Source organism: Chryseobacillus diguaensis, from assembly GCF_049220665.1.
Lineage (GTDB): Bacteria > Bacillota > Bacilli > Bacillales > Bacillaceae > Metabacillus_B.
Genome location: NZ_JBMKNV010000004.1, coordinates 376,198 through 399,830, shown reverse-complemented (window position 1 = coordinate 399,830; position 23,633 = coordinate 376,198). Strand labels below are relative to the sequence as shown.

Annotated in this window: 21 protein-coding genes; 19 read left to right on the top strand and 2 right to left on the bottom strand. The window is 42.6% G+C overall.

Annotated elements, in window-relative coordinates:
• Positions 1–310: 310 nt before the first annotated feature.
• The 11 genes from ACOT8F_RS09250 to pyrG all read left to right on the top strand — a co-directional run bounded on the left by ACOT8F_RS09250 (position 311) and on the right by pyrG (position 13,092).
• Positions 311–916 carry a TerD family protein gene (locus ACOT8F_RS09250; protein WP_421651423.1) on the top strand — a complete coding sequence of 202 codons (606 nt, stop codon included), beginning with the start codon at positions 311–313 and terminating at the stop codon, positions 914–916.
• A gap of 222 nt (positions 917–1,138) precedes the next feature.
• Entirely contained in the window at positions 1,139–1,717 is a 579-nt protein-coding gene (locus tag ACOT8F_RS09245) for a TerD family protein (RefSeq protein WP_421651422.1), read from the top strand.
• A 107-nt stretch (positions 1,718–1,824) separates the two neighbouring features.
• Positions 1,825–2,403 (top strand): TerD family protein, encoded by a 579-nt coding sequence (locus ACOT8F_RS09240; protein WP_421651421.1) that lies wholly within the window; start codon positions 1,825–1,827, stop codon positions 2,401–2,403.
• 91 nt (positions 2,404–2,494) lie between these two features.
• Positions 2,495–3,712 (top strand): HpcH/HpaI aldolase/citrate lyase family protein, encoded by a 1,218-nt coding sequence (locus ACOT8F_RS09235; protein ID WP_421651420.1) that lies wholly within the window; start codon positions 2,495–2,497, stop codon positions 3,710–3,712.
• Positions 3,651–5,009, top strand: coding sequence for a phosphoribosyltransferase family protein (locus ACOT8F_RS09230; protein WP_421651418.1), 1,359 nt, complete (start codon positions 3,651–3,653; stop codon positions 5,007–5,009). The genes ACOT8F_RS09235 and ACOT8F_RS09230 overlap by 62 nt, the downstream gene beginning before the upstream one ends.
• A gap of 23 nt (positions 5,010–5,032) precedes the next feature.
• Positions 5,033–6,154 (top strand): cysteine protease StiP family protein, encoded by a 1,122-nt coding sequence (locus ACOT8F_RS09225; protein ID WP_421651417.1) that lies wholly within the window; start codon positions 5,033–5,035, stop codon positions 6,152–6,154.
• A gap of 12 nt (positions 6,155–6,166) precedes the next feature.
• Entirely contained in the window at positions 6,167–6,979 is an 813-nt protein-coding gene (locus tag ACOT8F_RS09220; protein ID WP_421651415.1) for an HAD family hydrolase, read from the top strand.
• A gap of 343 nt (positions 6,980–7,322) precedes the next feature.
• Positions 7,323–8,927 carry a YceG family protein gene (locus ACOT8F_RS09215; protein ID WP_421651413.1) on the top strand — a complete coding sequence of 535 codons (1,605 nt, stop codon included), beginning with the start codon at positions 7,323–7,325 and terminating at the stop codon, positions 8,925–8,927.
• Positions 8,928–8,957: 30 nt separating this feature from the next.
• A complete protein-coding gene (locus ACOT8F_RS09210) occupies positions 8,958–10,055 on the top strand; it encodes a toxic anion resistance protein (RefSeq protein ID WP_421651412.1) in 1,098 nt (365 codons plus the stop codon).
• Positions 10,056–10,509: 454 nt separating this feature from the next.
• Positions 10,510–11,067 (top strand): DNA-directed RNA polymerase subunit delta, encoded by a 558-nt coding sequence (gene rpoE / locus ACOT8F_RS09205; protein WP_421651411.1) that lies wholly within the window; start codon positions 10,510–10,512, stop codon positions 11,065–11,067.
• 417 nt (positions 11,068–11,484) lie between these two features.
• The gene (gene pyrG, locus ACOT8F_RS09200) at positions 11,485–13,092 is read left to right on the top strand and encodes a CTP synthase (RefSeq protein WP_421651410.1); all 1,608 of its coding nucleotides are present in this window, start codon (positions 11,485–11,487) and stop codon (positions 13,090–13,092) included.
• A gap of 1,188 nt (positions 13,093–14,280) precedes the next feature.
• Here pyrG and ACOT8F_RS09195 read toward each other — a convergent pair.
• Positions 14,281–14,826, bottom strand: coding sequence for a DUF2529 domain-containing protein (locus tag ACOT8F_RS09195; RefSeq protein WP_421651409.1), 546 nt, complete (start codon positions 14,824–14,826; stop codon positions 14,281–14,283).
• A 186-nt stretch (positions 14,827–15,012) separates the two neighbouring features.
• Here ACOT8F_RS09195 and ACOT8F_RS09190 point away from each other — a divergent pair, with 186 nt between their 5' ends.
• From ACOT8F_RS09190 to ACOT8F_RS09155, 8 genes are all read left to right on the top strand, one after another.
• Positions 15,013–15,387 (top strand): response regulator, encoded by a 375-nt coding sequence (locus ACOT8F_RS09190; RefSeq protein ID WP_421651408.1) that lies wholly within the window; start codon positions 15,013–15,015, stop codon positions 15,385–15,387.
• 185 nt (positions 15,388–15,572) lie between these two features.
• A complete protein-coding gene (locus ACOT8F_RS09185; RefSeq protein ID WP_421651407.1) occupies positions 15,573–16,433 on the top strand; it encodes a class II fructose-bisphosphate aldolase in 861 nt (286 codons plus the stop codon).
• Positions 16,434–16,541: 108 nt separating this feature from the next.
• Positions 16,542–17,183 carry a fructose-6-phosphate aldolase gene (gene fsa / locus ACOT8F_RS09180; protein WP_421651406.1) on the top strand — a complete coding sequence of 214 codons (642 nt, stop codon included), beginning with the start codon at positions 16,542–16,544 and terminating at the stop codon, positions 17,181–17,183.
• A gap of 348 nt (positions 17,184–17,531) precedes the next feature.
• Positions 17,532–18,821 carry a UDP-N-acetylglucosamine 1-carboxyvinyltransferase gene (gene murA, locus ACOT8F_RS09175; protein WP_421651405.1) on the top strand — a complete coding sequence of 430 codons (1,290 nt, stop codon included), beginning with the start codon at positions 17,532–17,534 and terminating at the stop codon, positions 18,819–18,821.
• 165 nt (positions 18,822–18,986) lie between these two features.
• Positions 18,987–19,949, top strand: coding sequence for a class II fructose-bisphosphatase (gene glpX, locus ACOT8F_RS09170; RefSeq protein ID WP_421651404.1), 963 nt, complete (start codon positions 18,987–18,989; stop codon positions 19,947–19,949).
• 298 nt (positions 19,950–20,247) lie between these two features.
• Complete coding sequence (rho, locus tag ACOT8F_RS09165; RefSeq protein WP_421651402.1) at positions 20,248–21,531, top strand: transcription termination factor Rho; 1,284 nt, start codon at positions 20,248–20,250, stop codon at positions 21,529–21,531.
• 194 nt (positions 21,532–21,725) lie between these two features.
• Positions 21,726–21,926, top strand: a complete 201-nt coding sequence (rpmE, locus tag ACOT8F_RS09160) for a 50S ribosomal protein L31 (RefSeq protein ID WP_231789336.1) — start codon at positions 21,726–21,728, stop codon at positions 21,924–21,926.
• Between the two features lie 177 nt (positions 21,927–22,103).
• The gene (locus tag ACOT8F_RS09155) at positions 22,104–22,736 is read left to right on the top strand and encodes a thymidine kinase (protein ID WP_421651400.1); all 633 of its coding nucleotides are present in this window, start codon (positions 22,104–22,106) and stop codon (positions 22,734–22,736) included.
• Positions 22,737–23,084: 348 nt separating this feature from the next.
• Here the strand turns inward: ACOT8F_RS09155 and ACOT8F_RS09150 are convergent, their stop codons facing one another.
• On the bottom strand, positions 23,085–23,600 hold the full coding sequence (locus ACOT8F_RS09150) for a MerR family transcriptional regulator (RefSeq protein ID WP_421651399.1): 516 nt from the start codon (positions 23,598–23,600) through the stop codon (positions 23,085–23,087).
• Positions 23,601–23,633 lie beyond the last annotated feature (33 nt).

Below are 23,633 nucleotides of genomic sequence, written 5' to 3'. Positions count from 1 at the left end.
TTGCCTTGTATGTTCCTATTCCTCATTGCAGTGTACCGTGTGACCAGCCTTTGATAATAAAATAAATCTGTGAGCACAATGAAACCTTTTCTGCCAAAAAACGTATAGTATCGACATGGTCAGCAAAAAAAGAGAGATTTGCTGATTTTTGGGAGATCAGATAGGAATTAGTTGAGTTTTGCAGAATAGTTGTTAGTATTAGTTATATAGTCAGATTTTTTGCATTTTATGGGCAGGCCAATGGAATGACAAAAAACAGGAACTATGAAATTGGTACATAACCCGATCACAAGCAAAGGAGCGTGAACAAATGGCAATTTCATTGCAAAAAGGACAGAAAATTGATTTGACCAAGGGGAACAGCAGTCTGAATTCCATCATGGTCGGTCTCGGCTGGGATCCTGTTCAGCAGGGCGGCGGAGGATTTCTTGGCGGACTGCTTGGCGGAAAATCTTCGAATGTTGACTGTGATGCTTCTGTGTTAATGCTTGATGAAAATGACCGTCTGCTGGATAAGAAAAGTGTTATTTATTTTGGTAACCTTCAAAGCCACTGCGGCAGTGTAAGACATTCAGGAGATAACCTTACTGGCCAGGGCGAAGGGGACGATGAACAAATCCGCGTTGATCTTCAAAAAGTGCCTGCAAATGTACATAAGCTGGTATTCGTGGTGAACATCTACCAGGCAGTTCAAAGAAAGCAGCACTTCGGTATGATTAAAAATGCATTTATCCGTGTAGTGGATGCTTCCACTAATATGGAGATGGCCCATTTTAATTTAACAGATAACTATTCAGGTTTAACCTCTCTATTTCCCGGGGAAATTTACCGATACGGCAACGAGTGGAAGTTTGCAGCGGTAGGCCAGGGCACTTCTGATGCTTCGATCGGGGATATCGCAGGCCGCTACGCTTAATTAGCAGAAAATGATAACTAAATAATAGATAGCAATTAAAATAAGGCTCTTTTCTTAAACTTTGTTGCTCATGACCCTATATTTAGTTCAACAAACCATATCTATAAGGCAAGAATTTTAAGAAAAGATGCCCCGAAGCTAGACTAATTGCGTGATAACAGCTTTTACGGATAGCAACAATCTCTGCGAAAACAGCCTAAAATAAAAAGGAGTCGATAAAGCATGGCTATTTCTCTAACTAAAGGACAAAAAGTTGATTTAACAAAAGGTAATCCTGGATTAACAAAAGTAACTGTCGGACTTGGATGGGACACAAATAAATATGACGGAGGAAATGATTTCGACCTTGATTCTTCTGTATTTTTGCTTGATGAAAACGGCAAATGCCCAACAGAAGCTGAGTTTGTTTTCTACAATAACCTAAAGGGCGGAAATGGCTCTGTAGAGCATACCGGCGATAACAGAACTGGAGAAGGCGAAGGCGATGATGAACAAGTCCTTGTAAACCTTCAAGACGTTCCTCAAAACATTCAAAAAATCTCTTTTGCTATTACGATTCATGATGCAGAAGCCCGCAGCCAAAACTTTGGTCAGGTTTCCAATGCTTACGTGCGCATCTTGAACCAGGAAAGCAATGAAGAATTAATCCGTTATGACCTTGGAGAAGACTTCTCCATTGAAACAGCAGTAGTAGTAGGGGAATTGTACCGCCACGGCACTGAATGGAAATTCAATGCAATCGGCAGCGGCTACCAGGGCGGTCTTGCGTCCCTGGTAAATGACTACGGCCTAAATGCTTAATCGTAAAACTGAAAATGGAAGGTGCGTTGATTATGGCGCACCTTTTTCTGATAGAAAAGAATTTTCACGAATCGATTTAATTAAAATTATGCAAACGGGGTGGAGAAATGGGTATTACATTATCTAAAGGGCAGCGTCTTGATCTGACAAAATCAAATCCGGGACTGACAAAAGTTGTTGTAGGGCTTGGCTGGGATACAAATCTTTATTCAGGAGGATTCGATTTTGACTTGGATGCTTCTGCATTTCTTGCTGATAAGAACGGAAAAGTGCAAAATGACGAGGAATTTATTTTCTACAATAATTTGAAAAGCCCAACTGGTGCTGTAGAACACACAGGTGACAACCGGACAGGTGAAGGAGAAGGTGATGATGAACAGATCATCATTGATTTTAAACTCGTTCCTGCTCATGTTGAAAAAATCGGCATCACTGTAACGATTCATGATGCTGAACAGCGCAAACAAAATTTCGGACAGGTTTCCAATGCATTCGTAAGGATTGTCAATGCGGATAACGATGAAGAAGTGCTTCGTTTTGACCTTGGGGAGGATTTTTCCATTGAAACGGCCGTTGTTGTATGTGAGCTTTATAAGCATAACGGAGACTGGAAATTCAATGCAATTGGAAGCGGATTTTCTGGCGGGCTGGCTGCTCTTTGCAGAAATTATGGGCTGGACGTTTAAATATTCTTTTTTTAGGGAAAAAGACCTCGATTTTCCATTTTTAAGGAAAGCATGACCGTAAACGAATTTTGGGGATTGGGGGATATAAAGAGTGAAACATTTTCATTATCTGCCGAATAAAAAACGCAAGGAAATCTTTTTTCTGGAACCGGCTGAATTTTTCAAAGAGACAGATAAAGAGCTGCTTTCCTATGCTTTGGGTGCAGCCCTGTATATGCCTGGAAGCAGGCAAACGATCGCAAAAGACGTGCTATCAGGAAAATATCTGAATGGAAAGCATGAGGGCCTCACGTCAATGGTTATTTGCCTGGAGGATTCCATTGGCGACGGGGAAGTGCTGGATGCAGAGAACAATATTGCGGCCAATTTAACCGAATTGTACGAACAGATAACAAGAGGCCGTTTCAGCGAATATGATCTTCCGCTGATTTTTGTGCGGGTCAGGGAGCCTGTCCAAATGAAAAGATTGGCAGAAAAATTCGGACCGCATCTTTCATTGCTGACGGGATTTATTTTCCCTAAGGTGGACAGGTACAATGTGAGGGATTATTTTTTCGCATTACGGTCGATTGCTGATGAGAATGAAATGGTCTTATATGGCATGCCAATCCTTGAAACCTCCCAGGTTATTTACAGGGAAACAAGGCTTGAGGAATTGCTTGAAATTAAATATGTTCTTGATGAATACCGGAAATTCGTCCTCAATGTCCGGCTCGGAGGTACAGATTTTTCAGGGCTATACGGCATACGAAGAAGCAGGGGAACGACCATTTATGACATTTCTGTCATTAGAGACTGCATCACGGATATCATCAATATTTTTGGCAGAAGCGATAACGAATATGTCATTTCAGGACCAGTCTGGGAATACTTTGGCGGCCGCACGCGTTTTTTAAAACCGCAGCTTCGTCAGACCCCTTTTCAGCAGGCTTCAGGAGATGAAGGCTTGCGTTTGAGAAAGGATTTAATCCATCGCTATGATGATGGGCTTATTCATGAAATTCTTTTAGACAATGCAAATGGCCTTGTTGGGAAAACCATTATTCATCCATCTCATATTAAGCTAGTAAATGCTCTAGGCAGCATATCGATGGAAGAATACTTGGATGCATCCTCCATTCTCGCAGAAGCAGATACCTACAACGGTGTGATTAAAAGCGAATTTTCCAATAAGATGAATGAGATAAAGCCTCACTATAACTGGGCAAGAAAAATCATGCTGAAATCAAAAATTTACGGGGTGTTCCATGAGAATCAATCATTTATTGAACTCATCAGTGAAACAGCAGCAGAACACGCATACATTTAATATTCTTGAGGATCTTTCGGTTCGTATTCAAGTAAACGAAAACCCTTATTTTATTCCGCTTGAAACCCTATTTTCAATGGCAGCCAGAATGAATAAAAAAAGAGCTTTTTTATTTGTGAGCAAAATTCTGGGTAAACATCTTCCGGTTGACCCAGGACGGGCTTTGCTAACAGGAAAGGCTTTGGCTCTTCGTTATATGGAAGTTGTCCATAGCATGAGCAGCCCTGAGAAGGATGAAAATCTGGAAAATTTGCACAGCGGGATGGCACTTCCGAAAATAAAGCCCTCTCAAATTCGCCTTCCGGAAGAAACGGTTTTTATCGGATTTGCTGAAACAGCAACAGCTCTCGGACATGCTGTGTTTGAAAACTTCCAAAACGCCACTTTTTTCCACACTACAAGGGAACAAATTGAAGGGGTAGAGTCGATTATCCACTTTGAAGAAGAGCATTCCCATGCCACTTCCCATAGATGCTATATAAAGGATGAAATCATTAATGCCGGGCAGCCGGTTGTATTAGTTGATGACGAAGTGACAACAGGTAAAACAGCCCTGAATATTATTGAGTCGATCCAGCATACATACCCAAGAAAAGAATATACCGTCATCTCGATCCTTGATTGGCGTTCTGAAGAAAACCAGGAGAAATTCCGCCAGGCAGAGCAAAGGCTTGGCATAAGGATTCACACCGTTTCCCTTCTGCAAGGAACGATGGAATTAGAAGGGCAGCCTGTAACGGATCTGCATTGTGAAGAAGGAAATCCATTTGCCTTTGACTCTGAGATAAATAAACATTTTCTTGAGCATTTTTCCGATGAAGCGATTCAAGGTGCAAAGGAGTACTTGTTTTATACGGGACGCTTCGGAATGAGAGACCATCACCAGATTGTGGCTGAACGAAAAGCTTTTGAAGCAGGGGCAAAACTTTCTGATTTCAGGACAGGCATGCGGACTCTTTGCCTTGGAACAGGGGAATTCATGTATTTGCCGATGAAAATAGCTCAAAAGATGGGCGACGGAGTATTCTATCAGTCGACGACGAGAAGTCCAATTCATCCTGTTAATCTGGAGGGCTATGCGGTGAAATCATCATTTCCGTTCGCGAATCCTGAAGACGAAAGCATCCTCCATCACTTTTATAACGTCGAGCTTGGACAATACGATGAGGTCTTTGTGTTTTTTGAAAGAGAGGCAGCTGAAGAAAGCCTTAGGCCAATGCTGCAGCAGCTGAAAAAAGTCTTTCCGGTAATCCATCTTGTTTTTTTTAATAGCAAAAAAGCTACTAAACTTATTTAATCAAAATGAAGGCGGTGCGATCGATGGAAATGACATTGGAACACTTACCGCAGCCTGGGAAGCTCGGGAGTTACTCGAAAGATGACGTGATTTTTCTTTTGAAAGATTTAAGCCATGTAGAGGAACTGGAGAAGTCAACAATGGAGCGGGAAATTGCCGTTCAATCCGGCGGCCATTATTCTGAAATGCTTCCTGTTGAGTATAAGCCTTCCGAAGAATATTTGCAGCTTTATTATCAGTCTCTTGAAAAATACAAACTGAAGCTGGCAGTCGCAGTCGGCTTTGTAGCGGAGAAAATATTGGAGCACAAGGGTGAAAAGACCGTCCTTGTTTCGCTGGCACGAGCAGGCACGCCAATAGGCATATTAATCAAAAGATACATTTTACATAAATACAGGCTGAACCTTCCTCATTACAGCATTTCCATTATTAGAGGCAAGGGAATTGATGAAATAGCAATGAAATACATCCTTGCCAATCATGAGGGATATGGCATCCAGTTTATTGACGGATGGACAGGAAAAGGGGCCATTACCCGCGAACTAAAGGAAGCTGTTGAAGGCTTTAACCAAACCTATCAAACAGCGATTGACGATTCGCTTGCCGTCCTTGCTGATCCGGGCTACTGCTGCTCTATTCTCGGAACGCACGAGGATTTTCTTATTCCGAGTGCCTGCCTGAATTCTACCGTTTCGGGTCTTGTCAGCAGAACGGTTTTGAATGAAAAATGGATCAAACCCAATGATTTCCATGGAGCAAAGTATTATAATGAATTAATAGATGAAGATGTTTCCAACCATTTCATTGACCGGATTACCCAGCAGTTTCAGAAAGCTGGCGAAGAGATTGCGAGAAAGCTTGAATCAGCAAAATCTGTTGAGGAAAAGCCTGACTTTCGCGGCATTAGAGAAATAGAAAGAATGCAGAAGGAATTTGGGATTGAAAACATGCACCACATTAAACCGGGTGTGGGAGAGACGACGAGGGTTCTTTTGAGAAGAGTGCCGTGGAAGGTTCTTGTGAAGGATGTTTCTAATCCTGAGCTTGCTCATGTCCTGCTTTTGGCAAAAGAAAAAGAGGTCCCTGTCGAGGAATATCCTGATATGTCTTATACGTGCTGCGGCTTGATTAAGCCCTTAAAATAGGAGGATTTCAACATGCTTTTTGCAAGTGACTTGGATCAGACCCTTATTTATTCAAGAAAATCCTTCAGGGGTGAGATTGCTGAAACGGACATCCAGCTGATTGAAACGCTTGAGGGCAAAGAAATTTCTTTTATGACTAATAAAGCAATCAATCTTCTGAAGGAGGTTGCCGCATCTTTCGTATTTGTGCCTGTTACAACACGGACCGTTGAGCAATATCAGAGGATATCAATCTTTCAGGAAACCATTATTCCCCGATTTGCCATCACGAGCAACGGCGGGAACATTCTTGAAAACGGCAGAGCTGATGAAGAGTGGAACAGAAAATTAAAGGATCTTATGGACACTCAATGTGCTCCGATCGAAGAAATAGCAGCAGGGTTTGATAAACTGGCATCAGAAGAATGGGTGATAAAAAAACGCAATGCAGAATCGCTGTTTCTCTACTATATCATTGAACGGAGCAAGATTCCTCCGAAAGAGCTGGCTAAATTCACTTCATGGCTTGAGAAACAGGGGTGGACATATTCTCTTCAGGGAAGAAAACTTTACTTTGTGCCAAGGCCTGTGAACAAGTGGAATGCTCTCCTTCATGTATGCGAACGGCTGAATAGTGAAAAAGTGATAACAGCAGGAGATTCCCTGCTTGATTTATGCATGCTTGAAGGGGCACATCATGCGTTTTGTCCGCTGCACGGAGAACTTGGGACTGGCGAAGTTCCTTTGCAGGGTCACATTATGAAGACAGAAAAAAATGGCATACTGGCTTCGGAGGAAATCCTCGAATCCGTGTTGAAATTAAGTAAAACAGGGCTGCTGGCTTAATAAAAAATGCGCAAGCGCCTTGTTCAGCCTAAGGCAAGCATAAGACGGTCAACCGGAGAAAGGCGGTTTTCCCTCTTTGGATGAACGGTTTATGACCTCAGATCGGGCTAGGCGCTGGAGCTGGAAAAATCAAACTAGAAATTCATACTTCTTTTCTTTTAAGCAAAGCGCAAGGCGTCTTGAGCTAGATTCAGTGGGCAAAACTGAGTTAAAAATGATATAAATTCTGATAGTATTTAAAAGGCTTTTTTTCCGTCTCGCCGATTTACAAAGCTTTCTAATTTTTCGCGGAAACAGCCTGGGTCATAAGACATAGACAATACACTTAAGAGGAGGGCTGCCGATGCATCCGGAATTGAAAACAAAGCCTGTAACAGTTGAAGAAACGAATTGGGCGAGCTTCATTAATACACCTTTAACTGCGAGAGAAGGGTATATTTCAAACTCAGCTGAAATCGTCATTCCGCATACGGCAGTCAGGCTTTTGGGCGTTCCATATGCGGAAGATGAATATTTTCAAATGCTTTATGATATGGCTCATCAGGAGCAGCCGGCAATCTACCCATTAAGCGAAATTTTGAATAAAGAAATTCAGCAGGAAAAATTCCAGGCAATCCAGAATTTGCTTCTGATACATGGTAAGGAAAAGCTCTCCATTAATCGGTTTGTTGCTTTTATGGATCGGGATTCTTTACTGCCGGCCCTAGAAGATCCAGGCTTAAACCGCCATCTTCGCTCTTCTTTTATCAGCGTGCTGAATCATTTTGCTTCTTCCCATCCAGATGGCCTTTCGAATAACCAGTTTCGAAGAGTTATAGTGGATTTGGTAAAATGGACATGGAATCATCTTTATGGCTGGATTGCTAAAGATAATGGCGAAATTCCGAGAGTCATGTGGTACGGTTCTGCCTCGGTAAGTGAGCAGTACTTTCTCTACTTGCTGTTTGTTTTCGGCTGTGATCTGATCCTTATCCATCCGGAAGGAGATGATGTTTTGCCTGAAGCAGATCCGGAACAAAAGGCGGGTTCAGCTATCCGGTTTCCCGGAACGCATGAGCTGATCCCATTTCCTAAGGAGCGGCCAAAAAGGAAATCAACGGTTGCCTATAAAGCAACGAAAGAAATGGAACAGGTCCTGCATTCCGATGACTCCATGCTGTACAAGCCATGGCAGTTCAGGAACTATAGCACCACTTCAATAACACTGAAAACAACATATGATGAGCTTTTTCTGCTAATAAAAGAACAAGCCTTCCTGCGGCCGAATTTTGAAGTGAGCAACAAAACGGTTCATATTCCAGCGATTTTTTCGAAAATCATGGGTATTTCAAAAAATAGAAAAGCCTATTGGGCAAAACTTGAGGAACTGAGAGAATTTGAGCTCTCTCTTGTGATTCGCCATTTTCCTTTTACAAGGCCAGTAAAAGGGAATCCTCAATTTCATTTCAAAGACGCCTTAAACAAGGAAAATCGGCTTGATCCTGAAAAAATGATGGCTAGCAGCTGGTGGAAATATAGAATGCTGCCTTCGGGTCTTCAGCATACTATTGCTTCGGCCATTTCAAATTATATTGCCAATCCGCGGCTGAAACGGCTGGATGGGGAAAGCGAAAAAGGGCTGCATTATTTTCTGTTTAATCATGCAATGGAAATACCGCAGTCTATCATTAATTTGCTCCAGAATTTTGATTATGCACAGTATGTGCCTAGAATCATTCTTTACAACAATGAAAACAGCGGCAAACTGTCGAGATCAGATTCAGCTATGCTGCTTTTGCTGAACGAATTGGGGCTGGATATCGTTATATTTAATCCAGCAGGCTATATGGACATTGAAGAATTTATTGATGAAAAATCCTTTGATATCCATTGGCTCGATGAGATGAATCACAGCGAGCTTTACAGAGAACCGACACTTTTGCAGAAATTTATCAGAAGAATATTTTAATCAGCTAACCATATAGGGAGGGACCAGGAAATGAACAATCTCACAGCATTAAATAACGTTCAGCCTGACCAAGCAGAAGAAATACTGGAAAGAGGGCGGTCTGATCTTAAAGAAAGACTTAAAAAAGAGCCCAATGTTCAGCAGCTGGCAGAAAAAATAGACCACAGAGATCAGGTAGCTATCTTAGAATACGGAAGAGAACCGGCTAACGAAATTTCTGCTTTTTCAGGGCGAATTCTCGATACGATCAAATCGAGCAGCATGGAAGAATCGAGTGCTTTGCTGAAGCATCTTGGAAAAATCATGGACCGCTTCGATCCGAAAGATTTCACGGAGCAAAAAGGGTTTATGTCCAAATGGTTTAATAAAGGCCAAAAGCTTGTTGAAAAGTTAATGTCCAAATACCAGACGATGGGTTCTGAAATAGATAAAGTGTATGTGGAAATTGTAAAGTACGAAGATGAAATGAAGAGGTCAACCAACACGCTTGAACAGCTGTATGAACAAAACTTTCAATACTATTTGGAGCTTGAAAAGCATGTTGTCGCGGGTGAACTGAAACTCGAGGAATTGAAGTCTAAAATTCCGGTTATAGAAAGCCAGGCAGCAAACGGCGATCAGCTGAAAAACATGGAGCTTGACTCTCTCAAAAATGCAACAGAGCTCTTGGAACAGCGGGTCTATGACCTTGAACTTGCAAAACAGGTTGCGTATCAGTCTGCACCGCAAATCCGTCTTTTGCAGCGGGGGAACACAAAGCTTATCGGTAAAATCAATTCGGCATTTGTGACGACCATTCCGATTTTTAAAACAGGCTTAATCAATGCCATTGCAGCCAAAAGACAGAAGCTTGTCGCTGATTCTATGAATGAGCTAGAAAAACGGACGAATGAAATGCTTATCCGGAATGCGCAAAACATTTCTCAGCAAAGCGTTGATATTGCGAGAATGGCCGGCAGCCCGAGCATTAAAATTGAGACTATTGAAGAAACATGGAATATTATTTTAAAAGGCATGCAGGAAACAAAAGCAATCGAGGATGATAACAAACGGATCAGAGATGAAGGCCGGGTCCGCCTCGAACAGCTTCAAAACAATTTCGACAAAATCAAATCGAACCGCGGGTAATAATATAGTGATTAGTAGAAAGTGAGGCGCCGGCAATACGCTGGCGCTGCTTTTTCTTCCATCGAAAAGGCAAACATAATGGAACAGTTGGTTTACCCGAAAAAATATGGTAGCATAAAGTGCTGGAAATTGTTTATAATGAATGGTATGACTGCAGGTTATTAAATATAGGGATAAGCATGCCCTCTAAGCTCTAGCAATCTTATTCCGTGAAAACATAAGGCTCTTTTCTCAAACCTTGTTGATATTTGCTCTCATTTCTGGCTTCTAAAAGGTATATTTTCTTATTAAGAGAAGATCCCAGAAGCTAGTCTGACTGCATTTTATGAACTAATAAGAAAAACAGCCAAACATAAAGTGAAAGAGCCTTTATACATAAGGTTTTAGCCAATACGGCTTGAGCAATTGTGCAAGGTTTCAGATCATGAAAGATTATTGAAAGGGAGTGCCTGGTGTGAGCCTGACAAAATACTCGCCTGAACAAATAAAAGAGATGGCAATGGTAGAATTGGCTTTTGATTTATTAACAGAAAAAAAGCAGCCTGTAACATTCAAGGAGCTTTTGGAAGAAATTAAAAGTATGCTTGAGTTAACTGACAAGCAGGTTGAAGAAAAAATTGCTCAGTTTTATACTGATCTAAACATTGACGGCAGATTCCTTGCCCTTCAAGATGCTATGTGGGGTCTTCGCAAATGGTATCCATATGACCAAATCGAAGAAGATATTGCCCCGACTGTAAAGCCTAAGAAGAAAAAAGGCAAAAAAGCAGCTGCTAAAGAGGAACTTGACGAAGAAGATTTCGATGAAGTGGAAGAAGATCTTGACTTCGATGAACTTGATGACTTCGATGATGATGCTGAAGAAGAAGCCGAAGATGACATTGACGCTGATGATGCAGATGAAGAAGATGAGGATCTTGCAGAAGAAGAATTCGATCTTGACGAAGATCTAGACACGGATGACGACGAGGAAGATGATGAAGACCTCGATGAAGATGAGAAATCTAAATAATTCAACAGGGCACCTGGTTCGCAAGTTTGTGAATGAGGTGCCTTTTTATGCAATAAGGCACCTTTTTTAGATGAATATCGGTCTTCAGGACTGTTTCTTCTAATCATGAAAATCAGCTTGACTTTCTGAAGGACAGTAGGTAGTATTTTATTTGGGCTCTTTAATTGAGACATTGTTCTTTCATGAATAATTATCAGCTCCCTTCTGAATTGATTTGGAAGGGAGCTTTCTTATTTATTGCTTTTTTTATTTTTTCTGCTGAAATAGCAGTTTTCATGCTGAACTACAATCCATAAGAGTGCATCCATACTATCTATTATGCCGCAGTATAAAACCTTTCTTTTTTGGCGGAAAATGTTTTATTACGCTTTGGCGCACAATATATACATCCATAAATTCGAGGGGGAAAAGCATCAAATGACAAAGTATATTTTCGTAACCGGCGGTGTGGTTTCATCGCTCGGAAAAGGCATCACAGCAGCCTCTCTAGGCCGTTTGCTGAAAAACAGAGGCTTAAGCGTCACCATTCAGAAATTTGATCCATACATTAACGTTGACCCGGGAACCATGAGCCCATACCAGCACGGTGAAGTGTTCGTTACAGGCGACGGCGCGGAAACGGATCTGGATTTAGGCCACTACGAACGATTCATTGACATCAATTTAACAAAATTGAGCAATGTCACGACAGGAAAAATTTATTCCACAGTACTGAAAAAAGAACGCCGCGGAGACTACCTTGGCGGAACGGTTCAAGTCATTCCCCACATCACAAACGAAATCAAAGAACGCGTTTTCCGTTCTGGAAGAGAAACAAACGCTGATGTCGTTATCACAGAAATCGGCGGAACAGTAGGGGACATCGAATCCCTTCCTTTCCTTGAAGCAATCCGCCAAATCAAAAGTGATATCGGCAGAGACAATGTTATGTACATCCACTGTACACTTGTTCCTTACCTGAAAGCTGCTGGAGAAATGAAAACCAAACCAACCCAGCATAGTGTAAAAGAATTGAGAAGCCTCGGCATTCAGCCAAACGTCATCGTTGTACGTACAGAAGCGCCCATTTCACAGGATATGAAAGACAAAATTGCCTTATTCTGTGATATAGATGAACGTGCCGTTATTGAAGCAACAGATGCTGATACCCTCTACTCTGTACCGCTTGCTCTTCAAGCTCAATCATTCGATCAAATCGTATGCGAGCACTTGAAGCTGGATTGCCCTGAAGCAGACATGACAGAATGGAAAGAGCTTGTTCATAAAGTGACAAACCTTTCTTCTACAACTCGCATTGCCATGGTCGGAAAATATGTTGAACTCCAGGATGCGTATATCTCTGTTGTCGAAGCATTGCGACATGCAGGTTATGCTTACGATGCTGACATTGATATCAAATGGATCAATGCTGAGCATGTAACTGACGATAACGTTCAAACGATGCTTGCTGATACTGACGGCATTCTGATTCCTGGCGGTTTCGGTGACCGCGGTATCGAAGGTAAAATCATCGCGGTTAAATATGCGCGTGAACACAAAGTGCCATTCCTTGGAATCTGCCTCGGCATGCAAGTGGCTTCCATTGAATATGCCCGCAATGTTCTCGGGCTTAAAGGTGCTCACTCTTCAGAGATTGACCCGGCTTCTCCGTATCCGGTTATCGATCTTCTGCCTGAACAAAAGGATGTAGAAGACCTAGGAGGAACTCTTCGTCTTGGTCTTTACCCATGTAAGCTTGATGAGAACTCAAAAGCTTACGAAGCTTATCAGGATGAAGTCATCTATGAGCGCCACCGTCATCGTTATGAATTCAACAACGAGTTCCGCCAGCAAATGGAAGATGCCGGGTTTATCTTCTCTGGTACAAGCCCTGACGGAAGACTCGTTGAAATTATCGAGCTGAAGGACCACCCTTGGTTTGTGGCTTCCCAATTTCACCCGGAATTCACATCAAGACCAACTCGTCCGCAGCCGCTATTCCGTGAATTCATTCACGCTTCTCTTAAAACAGCTGAAAAATTGTAAGGAAAAATCCCTGCGATTGAACAAGGCCACTGAAAATCTGCCGATTTTGATTTCCTGGTAGGCCTAAATACAAAAAAGCCGTATTTATTCCATATATTTGGAATAAATACGGCTTTTTTCATGTTTTCAATTCTCTTTTTTACCCTATTTTTCCCCCGCCAGCTTCAGTACTCTTTTTAGATAGACGGTAAATATGGCCATGGCTCCTTGCATTTCCATGCCAATCAGACCCCATCATTGGAACCACCCCTACTCGAATAGATTATCTCTATTATAAAAAAGCCAGATCCCTTTAAAAGTAAGGGATTTGACCTCTAGCAGTCTGGTTAAAGTTTATTGGTTTCATAGCACTAGGCTGATTGAAACGGAAGGTGCGAGACTACTGCGGGATCAGCGGGACAGGTGAGACCCCGCAGGCGCATTAGCGCTGCGGAGGCTTAGGAGGCTTACTGCACGCCCCGCGGAAAGCGAAGCCTCCTGTAAAGGAAATCAACCGGCCAATTTAACAAAGGTTATCCTTTAAAGACTTTTTCAGTGGCCTCGATTGAACCCCAGGGATTTTTTTGATGGGATACGATGTGGGTGGGAGCGGGTAGTACTCATAAAACCTGAGAGTGTGCTTTTTAGCAGGGCTTGGCGCTCAAAAACCTGAGAGTTCGCTTTTGAACGGTTGGGCGATCAAAAAACTGAGAGTTCCCTCTTAAAGGTTTCAGAGCGCTCATAAATTTGGAAGTTCGCTCATAAAAGCAGCTGAACGCTCTTAAATTTGCGAGAGGGCTCAAAAATTACCGTACGCGCTCTTAAATCTGTGTGTCCGCTCATAAAAAACTCGTGAGCGCTCATAAACTCCTGTACGCGCTCATAAACCGCTGTATCAGCTCATAAAGCCGAAATTCTCTATCAAAAGCACATGAAAATTCTCATCAGCCGCCTATTTAGCTGCTCAAACTCCCTTTCTAACCCCAATCCCATATCAAAAACCAGCCAAGTTGACAAGTCTCTTTTCCTAAACTTTGTTGCTTTATCGTCTCTATAACTTGAAAATACTTGTCAATTAGGCAGGAATTTCAAGAAAAGATGCACCGAAGAGAGTCTCATTCGTTTGCAAAACTTATACGAATCGCATTAATCGAAGCGAAAAGAGCTATTAACAAAAATCCTCTTTCAAAATTCCATATCAAAATAGGACTAGAGTTCATCCTCATCATACTCATCCAGAATTTCCTTCAAAGTAAGTCTCAAGGCATAGTAAGCATACAATGCTGTCATAATTGCAGGAAAACCGTATCTGCTTCCATCCTCTGCTGGGATAAGAGGCTTTTTTAATTTGGAATCAATATAAACATCGGCATAGTCGCTGGTGTTTTCCTCTGCTTCTTTCATGAATGCAGAAACGGCGACAAAAGGAATTTGCTTTGTCTGCAGCTTTTTTGCTAGAGAAAGAGCTTTTTTATCATTGGAAAAACGGGAAAAGATCAGGATGCGGTCGGCGTCAGTTAACTCTGCCATTTTTCCTTCCTCATTGAAAAGAGGTTTGCCGTTGGGAATAGGCTCTTGGCTTAGTAAGGCTTCTGCCAGCACGGCTTTTAATTCATCAAACCCATGAAGGTAGATGGTACCATCGCCAACGGCAGCCTGAGCCAAAAGGCGAGCGCCGTCTTCTATCGTTAATTCTTCTTGTTGGGCTATTCGGTTAAAGTGTCCGGTCAGCTGTGTTGTAAAGATTTTAAGCACGGGCTTTCTCCTTTATCTATCTGAAATGGTATCCTCTATTATACGAAAAAGCGGTATTGAAGAAAAGTAATGCAGAAATTGTCGAAGAAGTTGTCGCCGTTTGTGCAGGAAATTGGTCATGCCAAAAAGAATAATTAGGATAGATAACTGGAGAGCCATTGGAAAATACGCGAAGAGGTGTCGATTATGCTGAATGAGAAAATTTTAATTGTTGATGATCAATATGGAATCAGAATTTTGTTGAATGAAGTTTTTCACAAGGAAGGGTATCAGACTTTTCAGGCTGCAAGCGGATTTCAGGCGCTAGAAATAGTAGAACAGCATTCACCCGACCTTGTTCTTCTTGATATGAAAATTCCTGGAATGGATGGAATAGAAATCCTTAAAAGGATGAAAGTAATTGATGCGGACATCCGAGTTATTATAATGACTGCTTATGGGGAACTTGATATGATTCAGGAAGCGAAGGACCTTGGGGCGCTTACGCATTTCGCCAAGCCATTTGATATTGACGAGATCCGTGCTGCTGTCAAAAAGTATCTTCCAATCCGCTCTAACTGACGTTTCTTTTAAATATTCTGACAACTGTCGAAATGTTGCTGATTCTGCTAGAACTTGGTATGCTTATGTTGAATAAAGAAATGTATCATTCTTGTGCTACATAAAAAGGATTATTTGGTTATTCTATTCTTTGTCTGCTATGCAAAAGGGTAGAATGCAAGCCCAAAACAAGGAGGATTTTCGATATGCCTTTAGTATCAATGACAGAAATGCTCAACAAAGCGAAAAGCGAAGGCTACGCTGTTGGACAATTTAACCTGAACAACCTTGAGTTCACTCAAGCGATTCTGCAAGCTGCACAGGAAGAAAACTCACCAGTTATTCTTGGGGTTTCTGAAGGCGCAGGCCGTTACATGGGCGGATTCAAAACAGTTGTAGCAATGGTTGGAGCTCTTATGGAAGAGTACAAAGTGACTGTTCCTGTAGCGATTCACCTTGACCACGGTTCAAGCTACGAATCTTGTGCAAAAGCCATTCATGCAGGTTTCACATCTGTAATGATCGATGCTTCTCACCATCCGTTCGAAGAAAACATCGAAATCACTTCCAAAGTGGTTGAGCTTGCTCATTTCCACGGTATTTCTGTTGAAGCTGAGCTTGGTACAGTTGGCGGACAGGAAGACGATGTAATCGCTGAAGGTGTAATCTATGCTGATCCTAAAGAGTGCCAAGAGCTTGTTGAGCGTACTGGCATCGACACATTAGCTCCAGCCCTTGGTTCTGTTCATGGTCCTTACAAAGGCGAACCGAATCTTGGATTCAAAGAAATGGAAGAGATTGGCGCAGCTACAGGTCTTCCTCTAGTGCTTCACGGCGGTACAGGAATTCCGACGAAAGATATCCAAAAAGCAATCTCTTTCGGAACTGCTAAAATCAACGTTAACACAGAAAACCAAATTTCTTCTGCCAAAGCAGTTCGTGAAACACTTTCTGCAAAACCCGAAGAATACGATCCGCGTAAATACCTTGGACCTGCACGCGATGCAATCAAGGAAACTGTTAAAGCCAAAATGCGCGAATTTGGTTCTGCTGGAAAAGCGAACTAATCCATAAAAGTGAAGAAGCCGCCTTTTGAACGGGCGGTTTCTCATCATGAAGTGAAGTAAGCGATACCAAAAGGCATATAATTCAGAAACCTTAGGAGGAACAAACAAATGCTTTTTTTCATTGATACGGCAAATATTGACGAAATCAGGGAAGCAGAGGCTTTGGGAGTACTTTCTGGTGTCACAACAAATCCTAGTTTAGTAGCCAAGGAAAATATATCATTTCATGATCGGTTAAAAGAAATTACGAACCTTGTAAAAGGTTCTGTCAGTGCAGAAGTCGTTTCACTGAAGTCTCAGGAGATGATTGAAGAGGGAAGGGAACTCGCAGAAATCGCACCAAACATTACCGTTAAAGTCCCTATGACACCTGAAGGGCTTAAAGCAGTAAAGGTATTTTCAGAGCTTGGGATCAAAACAAATGTAACCCTTATTTTCAATGCGAATCAGGCGCTGCTTGCTGCGAGAGCAGGTGCTACCTATGTTTCGCCATTTCTTGGGCGGCTTGACGATATTGGACAAGATGGGCTTGAACTCATCTCAACGATTGCACAAATTTTTGATATTCACGGAATTGAAACGGAAATCATTGCTGCCTCCATCAGGCATCCCATGCATGTGACGGAAGCAGCGATAAGGGGTGCGCATATCGCTACCATGCCGCTGAAAGTCATCCAGCAGCTTTTTAATCATCCTCTGACAGATCAGGGAATTGAAAAGTTTCTGGCAGACTGGAACAAACGGTCCTGAATCTTTCTGAAATGGCAAGCTTCGGCTTGCCATTTAGATCGTTTGGTTCCTGCTTTTGGCAGATGGATCGTTTGAGGTTCAGTGAAAAGTGTCTTACAATAGAAAAAGGTATTCGAAATGTAAACCTGAAACCAGAAGCGAAGATACTGGGAACTTTTTATGAAAGCTGTTAGCTAAAACGTCAAAAAGCCCTCAAGTAAAACAATCTTCGCTTAACAGCTTCTAAAATATAAATTAACTTGTATTCTTTTTCCGGATTATGGAAAATATTTGTTGAAAAGGGATATTTTTTAACCATTCCAAATCACCTGTCGTTCAATGATCAACTTCTTGGGAAGGGGAACCACCATGGAAAAGTTAAAAATAGCGGGCAGTGAGCTGTTAAAAGGATCCGTCAACATTAGCGGTGCCAAAAATAGTGCAGTCGCGCTTATACCAGCTACAATCCTTGCAAATTCACAAGTAACAATTGAAGGATTGCCTGATATTTCAGATGTCCATATTCTGAAAGATCTTTTAGAGGAAATTGGAGGAAAAGCTGCTTTGGAAAATGGTGAAATCATCGTTAATCCAGAAGAGATGATCTCCATGCCGCTTCCAAGCGGAAAAGTGAAAAAATTGCGCGCCTCTTATTACTTAATGGGTGCTATGCTCGGACGTTTTAAGAAAGCGGTTATTGGCCTTCCAGGAGGCTGCCATTTAGGCCCTCGCCCGATAGACCAGCACATTAAAGGATTCGAAGCGCTTGGTGCACAGGTTACGAATGAGCAGGGTGCCATTTATCTGCGCGCTGACGAATTAAAAGGTGCAAGAATCTATTTGGATGTTGTCAGTGTAGGAGCAACCATTAATATTATGCTTGCTGCTGTTCTAGCAAAAGGGCAGACAGTTATTGAGAATGCTGCAAAAGAACCGGAAATTGTCGATGTGGCAACACTCTTGTCAAGTATGGGCGCAAGAATCAAGGGGGCTGGTACGGATGTCATCCGTATTGATGGAGTGGAAGAGCTTCATGGCTGCCGCCACACCATTATTCCTGACCGGATTGAAGCAGGCACCTACATGATTATCGGTGCAGCAATGGGCAAGGAGGTGCTGATTGATAATGTGATCCCGCTTCATCTTGAGTCGCTTATCGCAAAACTAAGGGAAATGGGCATTCATGTGGAAACAAGCAACGATCAGATCTGGATCGTAGGAGGCCAGAAGGATCTTAAGCCTGTTGATATTAAAACTCTTGTTTACCCTGGATTCCCAACCGATCTGCAGCAGCCGTTTACGTCTCTTTTGACGAAGGCAATCGGGACAAGCGTAGTAACCGATACGATTTATTCAGCCCGCTTTAAGCATATTGATGAGCTTAGAAGAATGGATGCCAGTATAAAAGTGGAAGGCCGTTCTGCCATTGTATCAGGTCCTAGCAAGCTGCAGGGAGCGAAAGTAAAAGCAAGCGATCTGCGTGCTGGCGCAGCTCTAGTTGCAGCGGGACTGCTGGCAGATGGAGTCACGGAAATCACAGGACTTGAGCATATCGAACGCGGATACAGTAAGCTTGAAGAGAAGCTGACGAACATGGGAGCAACCATCTGGCGGGAAAGAATGACAGACCAGGAAATTGAGCAGCTCCAAAATTCCTGACCTGAAAAGAGCGTTAACATCCCTTGGAAAAAGCTCTTTTGGAAACTTTTTCTTTGGACAATTTATCGCAACAGCTAACTTAGTTTGTTACAATCACTAAAGTAAAGCCTTTTTTAATTTCTGCAAAAATTACAGCAAGGTTTTCAAAGGGGAGGAGTACAAACAATGGAAAGAAGCTTGTCAATGGAACTGGTACGCGTCACTGAAGCAGCAGCGTTAGCCTCTGCAAGATGGATGGGAAGAGGCAAAAAAGATGAAGCAGATGACGCAGCAACATCAGCAATGAGAGATGTATTTGATACCGTACCGATGAAAGGCACTGTTGTGATCGGCGAAGGGGAAATGGACGAAGCACCGATGCTTTATATCGGTGAGAAGCTAGGGAACGGATACGGTCCAAGGGTAGACGTAGCCGTTGATCCTCTTGAAGGCACCAACATTGTGGCACATGGCGGCTGGAACGCTCTGGCTGTTATCGCGGTGGCAGATCATGGAAACATGCTTCATGCTCCTGATATGTACATGGATAAAATCGCAGTCGGTCCTGAAGCAGTAGGCTGCATCGATATTGAAGCACCGATTCTTGATAATCTTAAAGCTGTCGCAAAGGCAAAAAATAAAGATATTGAAGACGTGGTTGCAACAGTTCTCAACCGTGAACGCCATGCTCATATCATAAATGAATTGCGTGAGGCAGGCGCCCGCATTAAGCTCATTAATGACGGAGATGTAGCAGGTGCCATTAATACAGCTTTTGACCATACTGGTGTAGATATACTATTCGGCTCAGGCGGAGCTCCGGAAGGGGTGCTTGCAGCTGTAGCGTTAAAATGTCTAGGCGGCGAAATTCAGGGCAAACTGCTTCCTCAGCATGACAAAGAACTCGAACGCTGCATCAAAATGGGTTTGAACGTTGAAAAAGTTTTGCGCATGGAAGACCTTGTGAAAGGCGATGACGCAATTTTTGCAGCAACTGGCGTTACAGACGGCGAACTGTTAAAAGGTGTCCAGTTTAAAGCTGCGAGTGGGACAACTCAATCCGTTGTTATGCGTGCTAAATCTGGTACTGTCCGTTTTATTGACGGCAGGCACAGTCTGAAAATGAAACCAAATCTTGTGATGAAATAAAGAGTATTGGAAAGCGGGCAGCATGCCTGCTTTCTTTTAAAAATCATATCGTTTTGGCTTCCTCCTGCAAACCTTATTGTAAAGAACCTCCAGCTTTATTTCAAATCCGTTACGAGTCTTGAAAATGATTGATTAATCTAGTGAAATAAGGTAAAAATAAAGAGTGCTGCAAAAAGAAAAAACATGCTGCTTTTATCTACTTCAGCTCATCTTCTTTTCCTTCTCTAACTACTATCCCTAAACTGGGTGAAAGAACAACATTAATAAAGAATTCCTATAACTAAAGAGTGGTGTTTATATGAGTGAAGTTTCTATTTCAAGTCTTGAACATATGAAACTTAAAGAGTTGTACGAGCTTGCAAGACATTATAAAGTGTCCTATTACAGCAAGTTAACGAAAAAAGAATTGATTTTTTCCATTTTAAAAGCGAATGCTGAGCAGGAAGACCTTCTTTTCATGGAAGGCGTCTTGGAGATCATTCCATCGGAAGGATTCGGATTTCTTCGTCCGATCAACTATTCTCCAAGCTCTGAAGATATTTATATTTCAGCTTCCCAAATTAGAAGATTCGATTTAAGAAACGGTGATAAAGTTTCCGGTAAGGTTCGCCCTCCTAAGGAAAACGAACGCTACTACGGTCTTCTTCATGTCGAAGCAGTTAATGGCGATGATCCTGAAACGGCTAAAGAACGTGTTCACTTTCCTGCTTTGACACCGCTTTATCCGGAAAGGCAGATTGTGCTTGAAACTCAGCCGCAGCACCTTTCCACCCGTATCATGGATGTCATTGCGCCAGTCGGATTTGGACAGCGCGGACTGATCGTTGCTCCTCCAAAAGCCGGTAAAACGATGCTTTTAAAAGAGATTGCGAACAGCGTAACAACGAACCATCCTGAAGCAGAACTAATCGTTCTTTTAATTGATGAGCGTCCGGAAGAGGTTACAGACATTGAAAGATCAGTAGCAGGTGATGTAGTCAGCTCGACATTCGATGAAGTGCCTGAAAATCACATTAAAGTGGCAGAGCTTGTACTTGAGCGCGCGATGCGCCTTGTCGAGCACAAGAAGGATGTTATTATTCTGATGGACAGCATCACGCGTCTTGCAAGAGCCTATAACCTTGTCATTCCTCCAAGCGGAAGAACGCTGTCCGGCGGTATTGACCCGGCCGCTTTCCATCGTCCTAAACGGTTCTTCGGAGCTGCCAGGAACCTGGAAGAAGGCGGAAGCTTAACGATCCTTGCTACCGCTCTTGTAGATACAGGATCCCGCATGGATGATGTCATCTACGAAGAATTCAAGGGAACTGGAAACATGGAACTTCATCTTGACCGTTCTCTTGCTGAAAAACGGATCTTCCCGGCAATCGACATTCGCCGTTCCGGTACGCGTAAAGAAGAATTGCTAATTCCAAAGGAAAATCTCGAAAAGCTTTGGGCCATCCGCAAAGCGATGTCCGATACGCCTGATTTCGCAGAAAAATTCCTGAAAAAATTAAGGCAGTCCAAAACAAATGATGAATTCTTTGATCTGCTTGCAGTAGAGTCTAAGCCAGCTGGTTTAGCTGGAGCGAAGAGATAAATTTTTGAAGCTCTTTAATGTAAGAGGAATTTTTTAAAACTTCCCTTTTCAAAATTCTCCCTCTTGCAATTGGGAGTGACAGTTGTTATAATTTTTTCATATGCATTCTGGAGATTCGTTAGTGATATTCCATCGCTTTTCCAGAATAGACAACTCTGTTTCTACATGATTCAGGGCGGAAGGAGATGAAACAAATGAAAGCAGCAATTCATCCAAACTACAAAAAAGTCATGGTGAAATGTTCTTGTGGAAACGAATTTGAAACAGGTTCTGTTAAAGACGAGGTGCGCGTTGAGACTTGCTCTGAATGCCATCCATTCTATACTGGACGTCAAAAATTCGCTGAAGCTGGCGGACGTGTTGACCGATTCAATAAAAAATACGGCATTAAGTAATAAGAAGCTGTACAGAAAACAGGCAAGTACGATTCTTGCCTGTTTTTTTTACGAACAGAAGCAGGGGAAAAGGTAAAAGTTAGTACTTTCGGCCTGTAAATAATCGAAATAAATCAGATGATTGATGCGGTCAATCAACTCAAAAAGCAATGACGACGAAGGGAGAGCCCGTTTAATATGTACGTAATGAAACAAAGCGGATGGCTCGAAGTCATTTGCGGAAGCATGTTTTCCGGAAAATCAGAAGAGCTGATCAGAAGGGTGCGCAGAGCACAATATGCGAAGCAAAACGTGAAAGTATTTAAACCCATGATTGATAATCGCTACAGCGAGGAAGAAGTTGTGTCGCACAATGGGACAACCATTGTCTGTCTGCCGCTTTCTCATTCCAGCGATATACTGGCTAATGTGACGGACGAAACCGATCTCGTTGCCATTGATGAAGTGCAATTTTTTGATGAAGATATCGTCGAGGTTGCCTCCATGCTTGCCGATCGCGGACACCGTGTCATCGTTGCAGGCCTTGATCAGGATTTTCGCGGGGAACCATTCGGAATCGTTCCAAGCCTTATGGCAATAGCTGAAACGGTCACAAAGCTCCAGGCTGTATGCTCCGTTTGCGGATCGCCAGCAAGCAGAACACAGCGATTGATTAATGGAAAACCCGCAACCTATGATGATCCGATCATCCTAGTGGGAGCCTCAGAATCATATGAGCCGCGCTGCCGCCACCATCACGAGGTGCCCGGAAAACAGCTGAGCCGCATTGCAAGAGCCGAAAACAGCATAAAAGACGAGCAAAAATTCTAATAAATGAGGGCATGGTCACTGGGATCATGCTTTTTTGTGCTGTTCTGGGATTTTGAGATGGGAGCTTGGAAATGGGCGTGACGGTCAAATGGGATATTCGGACAGTAAGAAGAGGAGTTCGGCTCGTTAGAAAGCAGTTTTGGACAGTAAAATCCGTGAATCGGCATGTAAGATCGTGAATTCGTCCAGTAACCCGTAACCGGCTCTTTTAAAATTGCCTTTTCAAGGTTCAAAAATGAAGAATGGAAGAGCCAGCCACTAAACCCATTGCAAAGAGTACGATAAATAACCTTTTCTCTCTAAAAATCTACAAAAAAGCTGCACCCCGTAAGCAGTGCAGCCCTTAAATCAAAAACTGAAAATAGCCTTCCAAATGCCCTTTTTTTCAGATTTCTCTTTGTCCTTCATAATGTCCAAGTTAAATGGGTTTTCATCGTGGCTTGTACCACTCAGTACAGAGCTGAGCTGCTCAAGGTTTTGCTCTATCTTTTTTACCCTGTTTGTCAGTTCTTCCATTTCTCTTCGGTGCTGCAGCAGCTGATAAGAGACGACAGCATCCGCTTTGTCATTCATTTTCTTTTCCAGCCGTTTTAGCCGCTCCATGATATCTGTTATTTCCTCAGGCGGCATGGAAAGGGAGGCGGTCCCTTTGCGGACGGCTTGTTTCTTTTCGATCGCAATGTCCTGCAGCAGGATTCCGCTGTTCAGCTGTTCTTGAACTTTTTTGAGTGTTTCGATGTCCTTTTCCTCAAACAGGTAGTGGCCAAGTTCGTTTCGTTCCATGGGCAAATCCAGCTGCTTGACCCAGCGCTGAATCGTTTTCGATGAGACACCTAAATGCTTGGCAGCCATACTTGTATTCATCGTCCATTCCCCCTTTTACTTTGGGGTGTTCGC